At 70.5% G+C, this 14953-nt stretch carries 16 protein-coding genes; 7 read left to right on the top strand and 9 right to left on the bottom strand.

The window, feature by feature from the left end; all coding sequences use genetic code 11:
- The first annotated feature begins 52 nt into the window (after positions 1-52).
- Positions 53-2200, top strand: a complete 2148-nt coding sequence (gene uvrB / locus VF542_RS17520) for an excinuclease ABC subunit UvrB (RefSeq protein WP_408652983.1) — start codon at positions 53-55, stop codon at positions 2198-2200.
- Between the two features lie 43 nt (positions 2201-2243).
- Positions 2244-2957, top strand: a complete 714-nt coding sequence (locus VF542_RS17515; protein ID WP_408652982.1) for a DUF2993 domain-containing protein — start codon at positions 2244-2246, stop codon at positions 2955-2957.
- 5 nt (positions 2958-2962) lie between these two features.
- Here VF542_RS17515 and VF542_RS17510 read toward each other — a convergent pair whose 3' ends face one another.
- Positions 2963-3862 (bottom strand): carbohydrate kinase family protein, encoded by a 900-nt coding sequence (locus VF542_RS17510; RefSeq protein WP_408652981.1) that lies wholly within the window; start codon positions 3860-3862, stop codon positions 2963-2965.
- The gene (locus VF542_RS17505) at positions 3859-4815 is read right to left on the bottom strand and encodes a pseudouridine-5'-phosphate glycosidase (protein ID WP_408652980.1); all 957 of its coding nucleotides are present in this window, start codon (positions 4813-4815) and stop codon (positions 3859-3861) included. Before VF542_RS17505 ends, VF542_RS17510 begins: the two co-directional genes overlap by 4 nt.
- A gap of 4 nt (positions 4816-4819) precedes the next feature.
- Between VF542_RS17505 and VF542_RS17500 the strand changes: the two genes are divergently transcribed.
- Positions 4820-5251: a VOC family protein gene (locus VF542_RS17500; RefSeq protein ID WP_408652979.1), complete on the top strand. Its 432-nt coding sequence runs from the start codon at positions 4820-4822 to the stop codon at positions 5249-5251.
- A 316-nt stretch (positions 5252-5567) separates the two neighbouring features.
- Positions 5568-6008 (top strand): hypothetical protein, encoded by a 441-nt coding sequence (locus VF542_RS17495; protein WP_408652978.1) that lies wholly within the window; start codon positions 5568-5570, stop codon positions 6006-6008.
- A gap of 134 nt (positions 6009-6142) precedes the next feature.
- On the opposite strand, the gene VF542_RS17490 is transcribed toward VF542_RS17495, so the two are convergent.
- Positions 6143-6430: an antibiotic biosynthesis monooxygenase family protein gene (locus VF542_RS17490; protein ID WP_408652977.1), complete on the bottom strand. Its 288-nt coding sequence runs from the start codon at positions 6428-6430 to the stop codon at positions 6143-6145.
- 500 nt (positions 6431-6930) lie between these two features.
- On the opposite strand from VF542_RS17490, the gene VF542_RS17485 reads away from it, so the two are divergent.
- Positions 6931-7374: a hypothetical protein gene (locus VF542_RS17485; RefSeq protein WP_408652976.1), complete on the top strand. Its 444-nt coding sequence runs from the start codon at positions 6931-6933 to the stop codon at positions 7372-7374.
- A 393-nt stretch (positions 7375-7767) separates the two neighbouring features.
- Positions 7768-8226 (top strand): hypothetical protein, encoded by a 459-nt coding sequence (locus VF542_RS17480; RefSeq protein WP_408652975.1) that lies wholly within the window; start codon positions 7768-7770, stop codon positions 8224-8226.
- A 281-nt stretch (positions 8227-8507) separates the two neighbouring features.
- On the opposite strand, the gene VF542_RS17475 is transcribed toward VF542_RS17480, so the two are convergent.
- The 5 genes from VF542_RS17475 to VF542_RS17455 form a co-directional block, all read right to left on the bottom strand.
- Complete coding sequence (locus VF542_RS17475) at positions 8508-9911, bottom strand: transaminase (RefSeq protein ID WP_408652974.1); 1404 nt, start codon at positions 9909-9911, stop codon at positions 8508-8510.
- A gap of 46 nt (positions 9912-9957) precedes the next feature.
- The gene (gene fahA, locus VF542_RS17470; RefSeq protein WP_408652973.1) at positions 9958-11220 is read right to left on the bottom strand and encodes a fumarylacetoacetase; all 1263 of its coding nucleotides are present in this window, start codon (positions 11218-11220) and stop codon (positions 9958-9960) included.
- A complete protein-coding gene (locus tag VF542_RS17465) occupies positions 11217-12065 on the bottom strand; it encodes a hypothetical protein (protein ID WP_408652972.1) in 849 nt (282 codons plus the stop codon). The genes fahA and VF542_RS17465 overlap by 4 nt, the downstream gene beginning before the upstream one ends.
- Positions 12062-13264, bottom strand: a complete 1203-nt coding sequence (locus VF542_RS17460) for a homogentisate 1,2-dioxygenase (RefSeq protein WP_408652971.1) — start codon at positions 13262-13264, stop codon at positions 12062-12064. The genes VF542_RS17465 and VF542_RS17460 overlap by 4 nt, the downstream gene beginning before the upstream one ends.
- Positions 13265-13349: 85 nt before the next feature.
- A complete protein-coding gene (locus tag VF542_RS17455) occupies positions 13350-13901 on the bottom strand; it encodes a nitroreductase family protein (RefSeq protein WP_408652970.1) in 552 nt (183 codons plus the stop codon).
- A 120-nt stretch (positions 13902-14021) separates the two neighbouring features.
- On the opposite strand from VF542_RS17455, the gene VF542_RS17450 reads away from it, so the two are divergent.
- Positions 14022-14630: a flavin reductase family protein gene (locus tag VF542_RS17450; RefSeq protein ID WP_408652969.1), complete on the top strand. Its 609-nt coding sequence runs from the start codon at positions 14022-14024 to the stop codon at positions 14628-14630.
- Here the strand turns inward: VF542_RS17450 and VF542_RS17445 are convergent.
- Positions 14610-14953: DUF3418 domain-containing protein (locus VF542_RS17445; RefSeq protein ID WP_408652968.1), on the bottom strand; the 344-nt coding region annotated here is incomplete at its 5' end. The two genes, VF542_RS17450 and VF542_RS17445, sit on opposite strands and share 21 nt — an antisense overlap.

Below are 14953 nucleotides of genomic sequence, written 5' to 3'. Positions count from 1 at the left end.
CCCGGCTGTCAGGGCCTGCTGGTTGTCAGGGGCTGCTCGTATCCTTGAGGGCATGCGGGTCGACAGTGACATCATCCCCTCGAGCGGCAAGTTCGAGGTCATCAGTGAGTTCCAGCCTTCGGGTGACCAGCCCACCGCGATCGCGGAACTGGAGAAGCGGCTGCGGGCCGGCGAGCGGGACGTGGTGCTGCTCGGGGCCACCGGCACCGGCAAGTCGGCGACCACCGCATGGCTGATCGAGCGGCTGCAGCGGCCGACCCTGGTGATGGCGCCGAACAAGACGCTGGCCGCCCAGCTGGCCCACGAGCTGCGGGAGATGCTGCCCAACAACGCGGTCGAGTACTTCGTGAGCTACTACGACTACTACCAGCCCGAGGCCTACGTCCCGCAGACCGACACCTACATCGAGAAGGACTCGGCGATCAACTCCGAGGTGGAGCGGCTGCGGCACTCGGCGACCATGTCGCTGCTGACCCGCCGCGACGTGGTGGTGGTCGCCACCGTCTCCTGCATCTACGGCCTGGGTACCCCGCAGGAGTACGTCGACCGGGCGGTCCGGCTGCGGGTGGGCCAACAGATCGAGCGCGAGAAGATCCTGCGCGGCCTGGTCGGGGTGCTCTACGCCCGCAACGACCTGGCCTTCACCCGCGGCACCTTCCGGGTCCGCGGCGACACCGTCGAGGTGTTCCCGGTCTATGAGGAGCTGGCCGTCCGGGTCGAGATGTTCGGCGACGAGATCGAACGGCTCTACTACCTGCACCCGCTCACCGGCGAGGTGATGCGCGAGGTCGACGAGGTCTTCATCTTCCCCGCGACCCACTACGCCGCCGGCCCCGACAAGATGGAACGCGCGATCAGGGGCATCGAGAAGGAGCTGGAGGAGCGGCTGGAGCAGCTGAACAACCAGAACAAGCTGCTGGAGGCCCAGCGGTTGAAGATGCGCACCAGCTACGACATCGAGATGATGCGCCAGGTCGGCTTCTGCTCCGGCATCGAGAACTACTCGCTGCACATCGACGGCCGCCAGCCGGGCAGCGCGCCGAACTGCCTGCTGGACTACTTCCCCGAGGATTTCCTGCTGGTGGTCGACGAGTCCCATGTCACCGTGCCGCAGACCGGCGGCATGTACGAGGGCGACATGTCACGCAAGCGCACCCTGGTCGACCACGGCTTCCGGCTGCCCAGCGCGATGGACAACCGGCCTCTGAAGTTCGAGGAGTTCGTCGAGCGGATCGGCCAGACCGTCTACCTGTCGGCGACCCCGGGCAGCTACGAGCTCACCAAGACCGGTGGCGAGTTCGTGGAGCAGGTGATCCGGCCGACCGGCCTGGTCGACCCTGAGGTGGTGGTCAAACCCACCAAGGGCCAGATCGATGACCTGCTGCACGAGATCCGGATCCGGGCCGAGAAGAACGAGCGGGTGCTGGTCACCACGCTCACCAAGAAGATGGCCGAGGACCTGACCGACTACCTGCTCGAACTCGGCGTCCGGGTGCGCTACCTGCACTCCGAGGTCGACACCCTGCGCCGGATCGAACTGCTGCGCGAGCTGCGCTCGGGCGAGTACGACGTGCTGGTCGGCATCAACCTGCTGCGGGAGGGGCTGGACCTTCCGGAGGTGTCGCTGGTGTCGATCCTCGACGCCGACAAGGAGGGCTTCCTGCGCTCGGGCACCTCGCTCATCCAGACCATCGGCCGGGCGGCGCGCAACGTCTCCGGGCAGGTCCACATGTACGCCGACAAGATCACCCGCTCGATGGCGCAGGCGATCGAGGAGACCAACCGCCGCCGGGCCATCCAGATCGCCTACAACACCGAGCGCGGCCTGGACCCGCAGCCGCTGCGCAAGCGGATCGCCGACATCACCGACATGCTGGCCCGCGAGGCCGAAGACACCGAGGAGCTGCTGGCAGCCGGCGGATCGGGCCGGTCGCAGTCCCGCGGCAAGTCGCCGACGCCGGGCCGGGGCGGCCGTGGCGTTGCCTCGGTGGGCGTCGTCGGAGTGGGCGCGCACGCCGACGGCAAGCTCGACGTGGCCACCCTGCCTCGTGCCGAGCTGGCCGACCTCATCCAGCAGCTCAACGAGCAGATGATGGGCGCGGCCCGCGAGCTCCAGTTCGAGGTGGCCGCCCGGCTCCGGGACGAGATCGGCGAGTTGAAGAAGGAGTTGCGCGGCATGGACGCCGCAGGCGTCCGGTGAGCGTCGTCCGCACCGCCCCGGAAGGCAACGAATTTTGTCTGCGGTGACCCCCCGGAGGCAGCGATCGCCCCTGCGTGGGTTGCTGATCGCCGTCATCGTCCTCGCGGTGCTGGCCGTCGCGGCAGACCGGATCGGCCTGCTGGTGGCCGAACGGCAGATCGCCTCCCGGGTGCAGTCCTCCCAGGACCTGAACCGGCGGCCGTCGGTCGACATCGAAGGCTTCCCGTTCCTCACCCAGGTGCTGGCCAATCACTATCCGACGGTGAAGCTGGTGGCGCAGGACCTTGCCGTCGGTACCAGTGACCGGCGGGTCCGGCTCGCCGATCTGAACGCCCGGCTGCATGACGTGCGGACCATCCAGAACTTCTCCGGCGCCACCGCCCAGACCGCCGACGGCACGGCGGTACTGACGTACCAGGAACTGTCCCGGGCGCTCGGCGTCACTGTCGGCTACGCCGGCGGGGGCCGGGTGCAGGCCAGCAGTTCCGTCGAGGTGCTGGGCCGGACGATCACCGGAACCGCCAGCGCCGAGGTCGGGGTGGCCGGCGGTGACCAGCTGACCTTCTCCTCGATCCGGGTCGGCGTGCCGCAGGCCGGCATCTCGGTGCCGCAGCAGCTCACCGACCAGTTCAGCTCGATCTTCGCCGACAAGCTGTCGCTGCGCGGGTTGCCCTTCCATCTCCGGATCGAGCGGCTGGTCGCCGCCGAGGACGGGGTGCGGATCGCGGCCACCGCCCGGGACCTGACCCTCAGCTAGCTTGCTCAGGGCCGCCCGCCCAGCCGACCCACCGCCACGGCACCCCACCGGTTTCCCTCAGCCAGCGCCCGAATAGGGTCCGCGCCACCTCGCAGCGCGGCGAGCAACCCGGCGGCGAAGGCATCGCCGGCACCGGTGGAGTCCAGCACCTCGACCGGTTCGGCGGCCGAGCGCCAGAGCCCCGCCGCGGTGGCCAGCACGCTGCCGAGGCCGCCGCGCTTGAGCACCACGTCGACGCCCCGAGCCACCACGGCCGCGAGGCCGGCGTCCTGGTCGCCGGTGCCGGTCAGGGCGGCCAGCTCGTCGGCGTTGGCCAGCAGCAGAGTGCCGGGCGGCAGCCAGCCCAGGAACCGCTCGGGCCCGACCACCCGGATCGGCCCGGCGGAAGCCGCGTCCACCGAGACCGAGGCACCGGCCTCGCCGGCCGACCGCAACGCGACCAGCGCCGCCTCCCGCGAGCCCTCGGTCAGCAGCGCGTATCCGGACAGGTGCAGGTGATCCGCGGCGGTCAGCAGGTCCGGGCCCAGGTCGGCCGGGTCGAGGGTGGCGTTCGCGCCCGCCGACGGCACCATGGTGCGCTCGCCGTCCGGTCCGACCAGCACCAGGCACACCCCGGTCGGGGCGTCCGGGTCGGTCGACACCCGCGGGATCACCCCGTGCGAGCGCAGTGCGGCAACGGCATCACGGCCGAAGGAGTCGGCACCGACCCGGCCGGCGAACACGCAGGGCACGCCGAGGCTCGCCAGCCACGCCGCGGTGTTGGCCGCCGAACCACCGTGGGAGAAGCGGATCGGCGCCGGGGTGTCCGAGCCGTGCACCAGCGGACCGGGCAGCAGGGCGGAGATGTCGAGCATGATGTCGCCGAGGCAGACGACCCGTCCGCCCGGTGCGATCGGCCGGATCACCCGGCAGTGCGGCCGGCGACGCGGGCCGAGTAGGCCGCCGCGATCTCAGCCGCCACCCGGGCGTTGTTCAGGACCAGCCGGACGTTGGCCGCCAGCGAGGCGCCCCGCGTCTCGCGGTGGAAGAACTCCAGCAGGAACGGCGTCACCTGCTTGCCGGTGACCCCACCCCGGCTGAGCGCCGTCAGCCCGGCGGTCAGGGTGCGGTCGTGCAGTTCCCGGTCAAGCTCGTCGGCGGCCGGGATCGGGTTGGCCACGATCAACCCGTACCGATCGGTTCCCAGCTCCGTCCGGGCCAGCATCACCTCGGCGACCTCGGCGGCCGAGTCGACGCGCCAGTCCAGCCGGTGCCCGGAATCGGCGAGGTAGAAGCCTGGAAAGGCGTCGGTCCGGTAACCGAGCACGCCGACGTTCAGCGTCTCCAGCCGCTCCAGGGTGGCGGCCACGTCGAGGATCGACTTCACCCCGGCGCAGACCACTGTGATCGGCGTCCGGGACAGGGTGCCCAGGTCGGCGGACTCGTCCCAGGAATCGCGGGCCTGCCGGTGCACCCCGCCGAGGCCGCCGGTGGCGAACACCGCGATGCCGGCCAGCGCGGCCAGGTGCGCGGTCGAGGCCACCGTGGTGGCGCCGTGGCCCTTGCGGGCGGCGATGGTGGCCAGGTCTCGAACGCTGACCTTGACCACGTCGTCCGAGCCGGCGATCACCCGCAAGGCCTCGTCGTCCAGGCCGACGCTGGGCGTGCCGGCGACGACGGCGATGGTCGCGGGCACCGCGCCGGCGTCCCGGACCGCCTGTTCGATCTCGCGAGCAATGTCAAGATTGTCCGGCCGCGGCAGCCCGTGGCTGATGATGGTGCTTTCCAGCGCCACGACCGGGCGGCCGGCGCCGAGCGCGGACGCGACTTCGGGGTGTATCTGCACTTGGGTGTCTCGATCCGGTAGAGATGAGGTCATGCCGGTGAGCGCGACTCTGGATCACGTCACGATCGTTGCCGAGGACTTCGAGGCCAGTCGGGCAGTATATGACGCCCTGCTGGGCTGCCTGGGCGTGGTGCCGGGGGTCGAGTACGAGGACCCCGAGGGGGACGAGGACGACACCGGCACCGTTGCCGCGGTGGGCTACAGCGACGCCGCCGGCCGGTTGCTGCTGTGGCTGGTGGCCGGCCGGGCCGGCACCACCGGCGCTCACCTGGCCCTGGCGGTCACCGAGCCGGCACTGATCCAGGCGGTGCATGCCACCGCCCGCGACGCCGGGATCCCGGTCGTGCAGGCGCCGCGGGACTGGGAGTCCAACCAGTTGCACTACTACGGAACCCAGCTCAGCGATCCGGCGGGCAACCGGGTCGAGGTCCTGCTGCGGCACCCCGCCGGAGCTGAGCAGCGGCCATAGATAGCACGAGCCGCCGGCGGTGGCCAGATTTCGTTATGAGATAGACACCGTCGAGACGCATTGGATCTGCGCATCATTACCTACCTACAGGCAATGTATCAATCCGGCCGACGGTGCCTAGGCGAGCGTGCCTGGCCCGGCGCGGATACCGGTCAGCCCCGGCTCTGCATTGCAGGCATCGGCCCTAGCTCTGGGCGTGCCGAGACATTCCCGGCCGTGCAGCTCGTGCAGCGGTATTGGCCGCCTCCGGCCCACCGGATGCACCGGTAGGCCGTACCGCCCAACCGACGAGGGAGACCTCGCGAAAGGAGCACCCATGAACACCAACAGGACGAAGGCAGCCGTGATCGGCGGCACACTGGCCGGCGGAGTCACGCTCGCGCTGCTCAGCCCCAGCTCACCGGCGATGGCGTTCGACTCCGGCGGCCTGCACCTCGCCCTCACCGTGCAGTCACCCGCCACCCTGGTCGCCCGGGGGGCCGCCGTCGACGTGCCCGTCGAGGTCAACTGCAACGCCACGTCCGCCTACGTGGATGTCCAGCTGACCGAGCGGGTCGGCAGCCGGCTCGCCAGCGGGTACGGCTATGTCGAGGTGGCCTGCACCGGAAGCCCGCAACGAGTGCTGGTCAGGGTCGTGGCGAGTGGGGACAAGGCGTTCACGAGGGGGACGGCGCTCGCCAACGCGAACATCGGAGGGTGCAACGCGACCATCTGCGGCGGCGAACGCAGCAGTGTGACGATCAAGATCACCAAGTAGCAGACGGGGGGCCGCGGGGGCGTGACCCACGTCTCCGCGGTGTCTGGTGTGGCATGCTCACGCCCCACCGCGAGCCTCTTCAGGAGTGTCTGATCAGATAGCCGCCAGGTCGATCGCTGGTCGGCAGCGGCACATCAGTCAAGGTCGGTGACATGCTCCACGTGCGGCGGTTGGGCGAAGTACTGGCCAATGCCGCCACGCCAGATGGCGAACCGGTCGGAGTCGCGGAAAGCTTGGTGGGCCTGCACCGATTCCCATTCCACCAGCAGCACGAAGCGGGTCGGGGTCTCGACTCCCCGCGTCATCCGGATGCTGAGCAGGCCGGTCGACTCGAGCAGCACGGCCACCACACCGCGATAGCCGGCCGCGAAGGCATCCTCGGCACCGGGCCGGATGTCGAACTGCGCCACTTCGAGGACCATGCATCAATCCTTACAGACCTAGCCGGCGGCATGCCAATCGCTCGGGTCGACGAAGCCGCTGAGACCGGCCGCGGCGGGCCGGGCTGAGCTGAGTGCCCGAGCTGGACACCCTGCTGAACGAGCGGGAGGGATGGACGACGCGACGATCGAGATCACCAAGTAGGAGACGGGGGGCCGCGGTGGCGTGATCTATGCCACCGCGGTGTCTCTGTTGATGATGGTGCTCTGCTGCGCCACCCCGGCCGGGCACTGACCTGGTGCAACGTCGGCGCATCGTTACCCGAAAGAAACCGGCGACTTCCAACCGAGCCGCTCACCAGGCGTCTTACTTACTAGCAATGCAAAACGCGGGCTGGATGTGCTCGGGGAGTATGTGCGACCGGCACGATCCGCTCAACCCTGGCTTGCATTGCTGGCGTTCGCCCTACCCGGGCGCTGCCGGATCAGGTGCGGCTGCACCGGCCAACCGACGGGGGAGACCTCGCCAGAAGGAGCACGAATTGAAGAACAACCGCACGAAGGCAGCTGTGCTCGGTGGCACGTTGGCCGCAGGAGCCGCGCTCGCGCTGCTCAGCCCGGCCTCGCCGGCATGGGCCTACGATTCCGACGGCCTGTACCTCGCCATCGCCGTGCAGTCTCCTGCCACCCTGGTCGCCCGGGGCGCTGCCGTCGATGTGACCAGCGACGTCGCCTGCACCTCCGGGCACTCCGTCTACCTGGACACCTCGCTGAAGGAGCGGGTCGGCAGCCGGATCGTCAGCGGGAGCGGCTACATCCACCTGACGTGCACCGGAAGCCTGCAACGAGTAGTGGTCAGGGTCATCCCAGGCAGCGGAACGCCGTTTGCACGGGGAACCGCAGTCGCGACCGCGAACATCTACGGCTGCGTCGGGACCATCTGTGGTCAAGAGATGGACGACACGACGATCGAGATCACCAAGTAAGAGACGGTGTCTCTCTTGGTGATGTCTGATCAGGCAGCTGACATTCCCGCGACCGGGACGTGGATCAGTCGACGTTGATGAAGTGCTTCCGTGCGGCGGCTGCGCCGGGTGCGGCGCTGCTGCGCGTCCCGGCCGGCCCTGAGCTGGTGGGCCGGCGGCGGCGAATCGTTACCGGAAAGACATCGGCGACTGCCAACCCAGCCGCCCACCAGGCGTCTTAGTTAGTAGCAATGCAAACCGGGCTGGATGTGCTCAGCGGGCAGGGTGGGACTGGCCCGATCTGCTCTACCCCCGGCCTGCACAGCTGGCGTTCGCCCTACCCGGGCGCTGCCGGATCAGGTGCGGCTGCACCGGCCAAACCGACGGGGGAGACCTCGCCAGAAGGAGCACGAATTGAAGAACAACCGCACGAAGGCAGCTGTGCTCGGTGGCGTGCTGGCCGCAGGGACCGCGCTCGCGCTGCTCAGCCCCGCCTCGCCGGCGCTGGCGTACGACTACGACTACGACGGCATGTACCTCGATATCGCCGTGCAGTCCTCTGCCACCCTGGTCGCCCGGGGCGCTGCCATCGATGTACCCATCGACATCACCTGCAACCCCGAGGAGGTCCAGCTGACCATCGAGGTGGCAGAGCGGGTTGGCAGCCGGATCGCGCGCGGGTACGCCTACAGCCCGGTGGCGTGCGCCGGAGTCCAGCAAACCGGAATCCAGCAACGGGTGCTGATAAGGGTTCCCTCACAGAGCGGCACGCCGTTCATGCGCGGGACCGCAGTTGTCACCGCGAGCATCTACGGCTGCAACGGAAGCTGTGGCAGCACGTCGGAGAACACGACGATCAATATCACCACGTAGGAGACGGGGGGCCGCGGTGGCGTGATCTACGCCACCGCGGCGTCTCTGTGATGCGCCTGCAGCGATTCCCACTCCACCAGCAGCACGAACCGAGTGGGGGTCTGGACTCCCTGGGTCATCCGCGGGCTAGCAGGCCGGCCGACTCGCGCACCGCGCCTACGGCGCTGTGATAGCCCGCCTCGAAAGCGGATTAGGCGCCGGGCTGGACATCGAACTCTGCGATCTCAAGAACCATGACCCGATCCTCGCAGACCGCTCCGGCTCAGGCGCGACCACCGGCCTCAGCGGCCGAGCAGGTCCGCGACGGCGTCGGCGAACAGGCCGGTGTGCAGATCCACGTCGGCGGCCTCGGTCGCCGGGCACATCAGCGCCATGTTGTGGAACGGCGTGAGCAGCACCCCGCGGTTGGCCAGGTACAGATGCAGGTACTCGTCCAGGTCGGGGTCAGCCGCTGCTGCCGACTCGTTGCCGGTGCGAGGGGCGGGCGAGCTGAACCGGTACTCCGCCCGGGCGCCGAGCCGGCTGACCGACCACGGCAGCCCATGCTGGTCGATGGTCGCCTGGACCCCCGAGGTGTAGCGGACCGCCAGCTCGGTCATCGACGTGAACGCCTGCTCGGTGAGCACCTCGGACAGGGTGGCCCGCATCGCGGCGGTCGACAGGGCATTGCCCGCCAGCGTGCCGCCGACGCCGCCCACGTCCACGATGTCGGCGGCACCGGTACGGGTGTGCTCCTCGACGCGGGCGCCAACCTGCTCGGTGATCCCGTACGCACCGCAGGCAATGCCGCCGCCGATCGACTTGCCGACCACCACGATGTCAGGCTGCAGCCGCTCGGTCGCCGTCATGCCGCCCGGACCGGCCGACAGGGTGTGCGTCTCGTCGATCAGCAGCAGCGCGCCGTGCTCGGTGGCCAGCCGGCGCAACCCGTCCAGGAAGCCCGGCTCGGGCAGCACGATGCCGATGTTGGTCAGCGCGGGTTCGGTGACGATCACCGCGACGTCGCCGTGTTCGAGCTCGGCCCGCACCGACTCCAGGTCGTTGAAATGAGCCACCCGGGTGGTGCTGGCCGGGTCGACCGAGGGGCCGACGTTCCCCGGCCGCGACCGGGCGCTGCCGGTGCCGTCGAGGATCACGAAGGTCTCATCGACGCTGCCGTGATAGCAGTAGGAGAAGACCAGGATCCTGGGCCGCCCGGTGGCGAGCCGGGCCAGCCTGATCGCCCAGCGATTGGCATCGGTGGCCGACAGCGAGAACGACCAGAGCGGCAGGCCGAACCGCCGGGCCAGCTCGGCGGCGACCCATTCGGCGTCCTCGGTGGGCAGCATGGTGGTGATGCCACCTCGGCCGACGGTCCGGCGGCTGATCGCCGCCATCACGGCGGGCGCTGAGTGCCCGGCCATCGCCCCGGTGTCACCGAGGGCGAAGTCGGCATAGCGGTGGCCGTCGACGTCGGTCACCGTCGCTCCGGAGGCGGTGTCGAGGTAGAGCGGAAAGCCGCCTGACCACTTGCTCATCCAGGTCATCGGCACCCGCCCGATCAGGTGACCGGCCTGCCGGAACAGGGCCAGCGACGCCGGGTGGCCGGCGACGTAGTGCTCCCGCTCGCGCTCGATCAGCCGGCGCAGCCGATCGCGCGCCAGCACGGGCTGATCATCGCGCGGGCCAACGACGGGTGCGGCCATGCTGCCTCCAGAGCATCGCGGAACTCCAGCGGTTCACTGGATCGGACTAGTCCGAGCCATCCGGTGCCGAGCCGTCCGGTGCCGAGCCGTCCGGTGCCGAGCCGTCCAGTGCGGCGGTGATCCGGCCGCGGACCTCGGCGATGCCGATCCGGGCGCCGTCCGGGCCGGGCGCGCTGGCGGTCATCACCACCTCGTCGCCGTCGGCGAGGTAGCCGTGCTGCGAGCCGTCGGACAGCGGAAACGGCCGGCTGCCGCCCCAGCTGAGTTCCAGCAGGCTGCCCAGCTGGTCGGGCTCCGGGCCGCTGACGGTGCCCGAGCCGTACAGGTCGCCGGGCCGCAGCGAGGCCCCGTTGACGGTCAGGTGCGCCATCATCTGCGCGCCGGTCCAGTACATGGTGGCGAACGGCGGCCGCGCGATCAGCTCGCCGTTGAGCCGCACCTCGATGCTCAGGTCCAGGTTCCACGAGTCCCCGGTGTCGTCCAGGTAGGGCAGCGGCGCCGGATCGCGGGGCACGGCTGGCACCCGGGCCGCTTCCAGGGCGGCCAGCGGGGTGATCCAGGCCGAGATCGAGGTGGCGAACGACTTGCCCAGGAACGGCCCCAGCGGCACGTACTCCCAGGCCTGGATGTCACGGGCGGACCAGTCGTTGAGCAGGACCACGCCGAAGACATGCCGCGCGAAGTCCCCGATAGGGACCGGCTGGCCGTGCGAGGAGCCGGCACCGACCACGAAGCCGACCTCGGCCTCCATGTCCAGCCGCTGGGACGGGCCGAACTCCACCCCGTCCCCCGCCTGGCGCTGGCCCTGCGGGCGGCGGACGTCGGTGCCGGAGACCACCACCGTGCCGGCCCGGCCGTGGTAGCCGACCGGCAGGTGCTTCCAGTTCGGGAGCAGCGAGCTGCTGTCCGGGCGAAAGACCCGGCTGGCGTTCAGGGCGTGGTTCTCCGAGGCGTAGAAGTCGACGTAGTCGGCCACCGTGAACGGCAGCACGGTGGGCAGCCCGGCCAGCGGCACCAGCAGCGGTTCCAGCTGCTCGCGGTGCGCCCCGTCGGCCAGCCAGCCGGTGATCGCGGTCCGCACATCCAGCCAGCTGGACGGCCCGGCGGCCAGGAACGCATCGAGGTTGGACCCGGCGAACAGCTGGGCATGCTCGGGCAGCAGCGCCGCGGTGGCCGGGCGCAGCAGCAGCGCGAAGCCACCGATCCGGACGGCCGGTTGCGGCTGGCCGCCGGTCAGCACGACGCCGTAGGGCAGCGTGGCGATTCCGAACGGGTCGTCGGCCGGCAGGTCCAGCCAGGTTGCGGTCATGCGGCGCTCACCAGTTTCAGCTCGATCAGGTCGCTCAGGGGTTCTTCGATGCTGCAGCTGCCGATCGAGAGGAACCGGGCCCGGACGGCGGCGACCTCGGTGGGGGAGAGGGTGCGGGCCTGCTCGGCCAGTGCGGCGCCGTCCCGGTCGGCGAGCAGCTCGGCCGGTGGCGTGCCACCGGCCTGGGTCGAGTGCACCGCGAGCAGGACGTTGAGAAAACCGTGGTGGGAGAAGCCGGTCGCCGGATCGTCATGGGCCACCGCGTTGTGCAGTCCCGCGGTGCACTTGAACCGGACGCCGGCCGCGACCGCCGCCTCGATGGCCGCGGCCAGTGGCCCGGCACCGGGAAAGGCGGCGGGCGTGGTGCCGCCGGTGCGCAGCTTCAGCCCGAGGCCGGCCTCGTGCAGCGCCGCCGCCAGCTCGAGGGACACCTCGGCAACCGGGATCTCGGCGAACACCGTCAGCCCGCGCCGGGCGGCCGGGCCGAGGTGCTCCAGCGCGGCCGGCAGCTCGGTGGCGGTGACCGGCAGCTCCACAGCCCCGAGCCGCAGCCGCGGGCAGCCCTCGGCCGAGGCCAGCGCGGCGGCCAGCTCCGCCGGACCGCCCGGAACCGTCATCGAGATCTCCGGCGAGCCGAGGGCCGCCGGCTCCGCGTCCAGGCCGGCGAGGGCATCGTCGAGTTCGGGCAGCCGGCCGGCCGGGCAGACGAACCTGGCGACCAGGCCGGCGTACCAGTCCTGCCGGTAGCGGGCGTGGCCGCTGACCGCGTCCGGCATCGCGGCGTTGCCGGGCGGGAACAGCGCGGCGTCGTCGAACAGGCCGGTGAACAAGGGTGGAACGCTCACTGGCGACCGCCGGACCAGCTCCAGGCGTAGCGTCCGTCGTCGGCGGCCTGACCGCCCTCGCCGAGCTCCAGCGGCCGGAAGGTGTCCACCATGACCGCCAGCTCGTCGAAGGCCTCGGCGCCGATGCTGCGCTCGTAGGCACCGGGCTGCGGGCCGTGCGAGTGGCCGCCCGGGTGCAGCGAGATGGAGCCCGGACCGATTCCGGAACCCTTGCGGGCCTCGTAGTCCCCGGCCACGTAGAACATCACCTCGTCGGAGTCGACGTTGGAGTGGTAGTACGGCACCGGGATCGACAGCGGGTGGTAGTCGACCTTGCGGGGGACGAAGTTGCAGATCACGAAGTTGTCGGCCTCGAAGACCTGGTGCACCGGCGGCGGCTGGTGGACGCGCCCGGTGATCGGTTCGAAGTCGGCCACGTTGAACGCGTAGGGGTACAGGCAGCCGTCCCAGCCGACGACGTCCAGCGGGTGGTGGGCGCTGACGTGCACGGTGCCGCCGATGCCACCGGGAGCGGTCGGGTCGCGGTGCTTGACGTAGACCGGGACGTCGCTGCCCTCGCCGACCAGCAGCTCGCCCGGGCCGCGCAGGTCCCGCTCGCAGTACGGGGCGTGCTCGAGCAGCTGGCCGAACCGCGACAGGTAGCGCTTGGGCGGGGCGATGTGCGAGTTGGCCTCGATGCAGTACAGCCGCACCGGCTGGCCGCCGGTGGGCAACCAGCGGTGGGTGGTGGCGCGCGGGATGATCAGGTAGTCACCGGGGCCGACCTCGACCGGCCCGAACACCGTCTCGACCCGGGCAGTGCCGGCCTGGACGAACACGCACTCGTCACCCACGGCATTGCGGTAGAACGGCGAGGCCTTGCCGGCCAGCACGTAGCTGATCCGGACGTCGGCATTGGCCAGCACCAGCCGCCGGCCGGTGACCGCGTCGGTGTCGGCCGCGGCGTCGTCGTCGAACAGCGCCGGCAGCACCAGGTGCCGGGGGATCAGCGGGCGGTTGGCGATCCGGCGCTGGTCGGGCAGCTGCCACTCGCAGGCGTCGGTGATCGCGGACGGGATGTTGCGGTGGTAGAGCAGTGAGGAATCGGAGGAGAAGCCCTCCTCACCCATCAGCTCCTCGAAGTAGAGGTTGCCTTCGGGGTCCCGGTGCTGGGTGTGCCGCTTGTGCGGAACCGCCCCCACGCTGCGGTAATGGGCCATCTGCTCGACTCCTTTGTCGCTGCTGCGTGCACCTACAGACGTTATCGCCTGACGCCGACGCTGTGTTCGCCCGGCGGGCCGGGCATCACGGCAGTGCCGAGATCTTGCCGCTGACGTCGGGGTCCGGGCGGAACTCGGGCCCGGTCTCGGTGCGGCCGCCGATGTAGAGCCAGCCCAGCAGCTGTTCGGAGCTGCCGACCCCGATCAGCCGGCGCACCTGGGGCAGTTCCACCGCTGGCCCGGAGCGCCACATGGCCGTCCAGCCGGCCTCGAACAGCACCAGCTCCAACGTGCTGATCAACGCGGCGGTGGCCGCCAGCTGCTCCCAGGCGGGCACCTTGGGATGCTCCACCGGGGTCGCGATGATGCTGAGCAGCAGCGGGGCCCGGGTCGGCTTGGCCGCCGTCCGGGCTGCTTCCGGACTGCCCGGCGGATCGCCGAAGCCGTCGGCCAGCGCCGCCCCGAGCCGTTCCCGGTCGCTGCCGCGCAGGCTCACCAGCCGCCACGGTCGCAGCCCGGCATGGTCCGGGCTGTGGGCGGCCAGTGCCAGGTACTCGTAGAGCTCGGCGTCGGTGGGCGCGGCGCCGGTTACCGGAGCCGTGCTGCGCCGGCGCCGGATCGCTTCGGTCAGTTCCATCGATCTCCCTCGCTGCGCCGGGCTGCCGGCTCCGCGCCGAAGCCTATTCGCCCGTGCGGAACGGCCGGTGAGAGCACGTGAAGATGGGCGGCCATGCCCGTCGCTGGCTAGTCTGGCCTCGTGAACGAGGAGCCGGTGACCACCTTCCGACCCGACCTGCGGGGTCCGGACGCCGACCTGTTGCGCCATGTCCTGGGCCACTACCCGACCGGGGTTGCCGTGATCACCGCGCACACCGAGAACGGTCCGGTGGGCATGGCGATGAACTCCTTCACCTCGCTGTCACTGGATCCGCCGCTGGTGCTGTTCTGCCCGGCCGCGTCCTCCACCACCTGGCCGGCGCTGCGCGAGGTCGGCAAGGTGGCGATCAACGTGCTGTCGGCAGGGCAGGAGGGGCTGAGCCGCAAGTTCGCCACCAAGGCGGTGGACCGATTCAGCGACGCCTCCTGGTCGGTGGGCGAGAACGGCGCGCCGCTGCTGCACGACGCCCTCGGTTGGCTCGAATGCACCGTCCGGAGCGAGTCCCCGGGCGGTGACCACACCGTCGTGATCGCCGAGATCGAGCGGATGAACGTGCACTGGGAGATCACCGAGCCGCTGGTCTTCTTCCGGGGCCGGTACTACCCGGGCATGACGGCGGCGGTCGAATCCGAGCCGGTGCCGCTGACCTCGGCGGAGGAGCCGGCGACCCGGATCGAGCCGGACCGGTCAGTGGAGGCTGTTCGCTGACTCCTCCAGCGCGTCCATCGCGCTGTGGATCCGCGGCACCGAGACCGGATAGGCGGTGCCCAGCTTCTGGGCGAACAGGCTGACCCGCAACTCCTCGATCATCCAGCGCAGCTCGGACAGGCCTGGCAGATCGGCATCCAGCTTGGCCCGCAGCTCCGTACTGAGCTGGTTGAAGTCCCGCAGCACGACCTCGACCTGGGCCTGCCGGTCCCGGTCGCGGTCCAGGTTGCCCGGCGCGTCGGTGAGCCGCTGCACCATCGCCCGCAGGTAACGCCGCAGCTGCGGCAGCTGGGCGGCGCCGGTGCCGGTCACGAAGCCGGGGT

Source organism: Jatrophihabitans sp. (assembly GCF_036389215.1).
Classification (GTDB): Bacteria; Actinomycetota; Actinomycetes; order Mycobacteriales; family Jatrophihabitantaceae; genus Jatrophihabitans_A.
The sequence above is the reverse complement of the archived record's forward strand: the minus strand, read 5'-3'. Positions and strand labels throughout refer to the sequence as shown.

Coding starts and splice junctions, on each gene's coding strand:
- VF542_RS17475 (WP_408652974.1), bottom strand. CDS start 9,911: ATGGCCGCACCCGTCGTTGGCCCGCGCGATGATCAGCCCGTGCTGGCG.
- VF542_RS17490 (WP_408652977.1), bottom strand. CDS start 6,430: ATGGTCCTCGAAGTGGCGCAGTTCGACATCCGGCCCGGTGCCGAGGAT.
- VF542_RS17460 (WP_408652971.1), bottom strand. CDS start 13,264: ATGGCCCATTACCGCAGCGTGGGGGCGGTTCCGCACAAGCGGCACACC.
- uvrB (WP_408652983.1), top strand. CDS start 53: ATGCGGGTCGACAGTGACATCATCCCCTCGAGCGGCAAGTTCGAGGTC.
- VF542_RS17505 (WP_408652980.1), bottom strand. CDS start 4,815: ATGACCTCATCTCTACCGGATCGAGACACCCAAGTGCAGATACACCCC.
- fahA (WP_408652973.1), bottom strand. CDS start 11,220: ATGACCGCAACCTGGCTGGACCTGCCGGCCGACGACCCGTTCGGAATC.
- VF542_RS17455 (WP_408652970.1), bottom strand. CDS start 13,901: ATGGAACTGACCGAAGCGATCCGGCGCCGGCGCAGCACGGCTCCGGTA.
- VF542_RS17495 (WP_408652978.1), top strand. CDS start 5,568: ATGAACACCAACAGGACGAAGGCAGCCGTGATCGGCGGCACACTGGCC.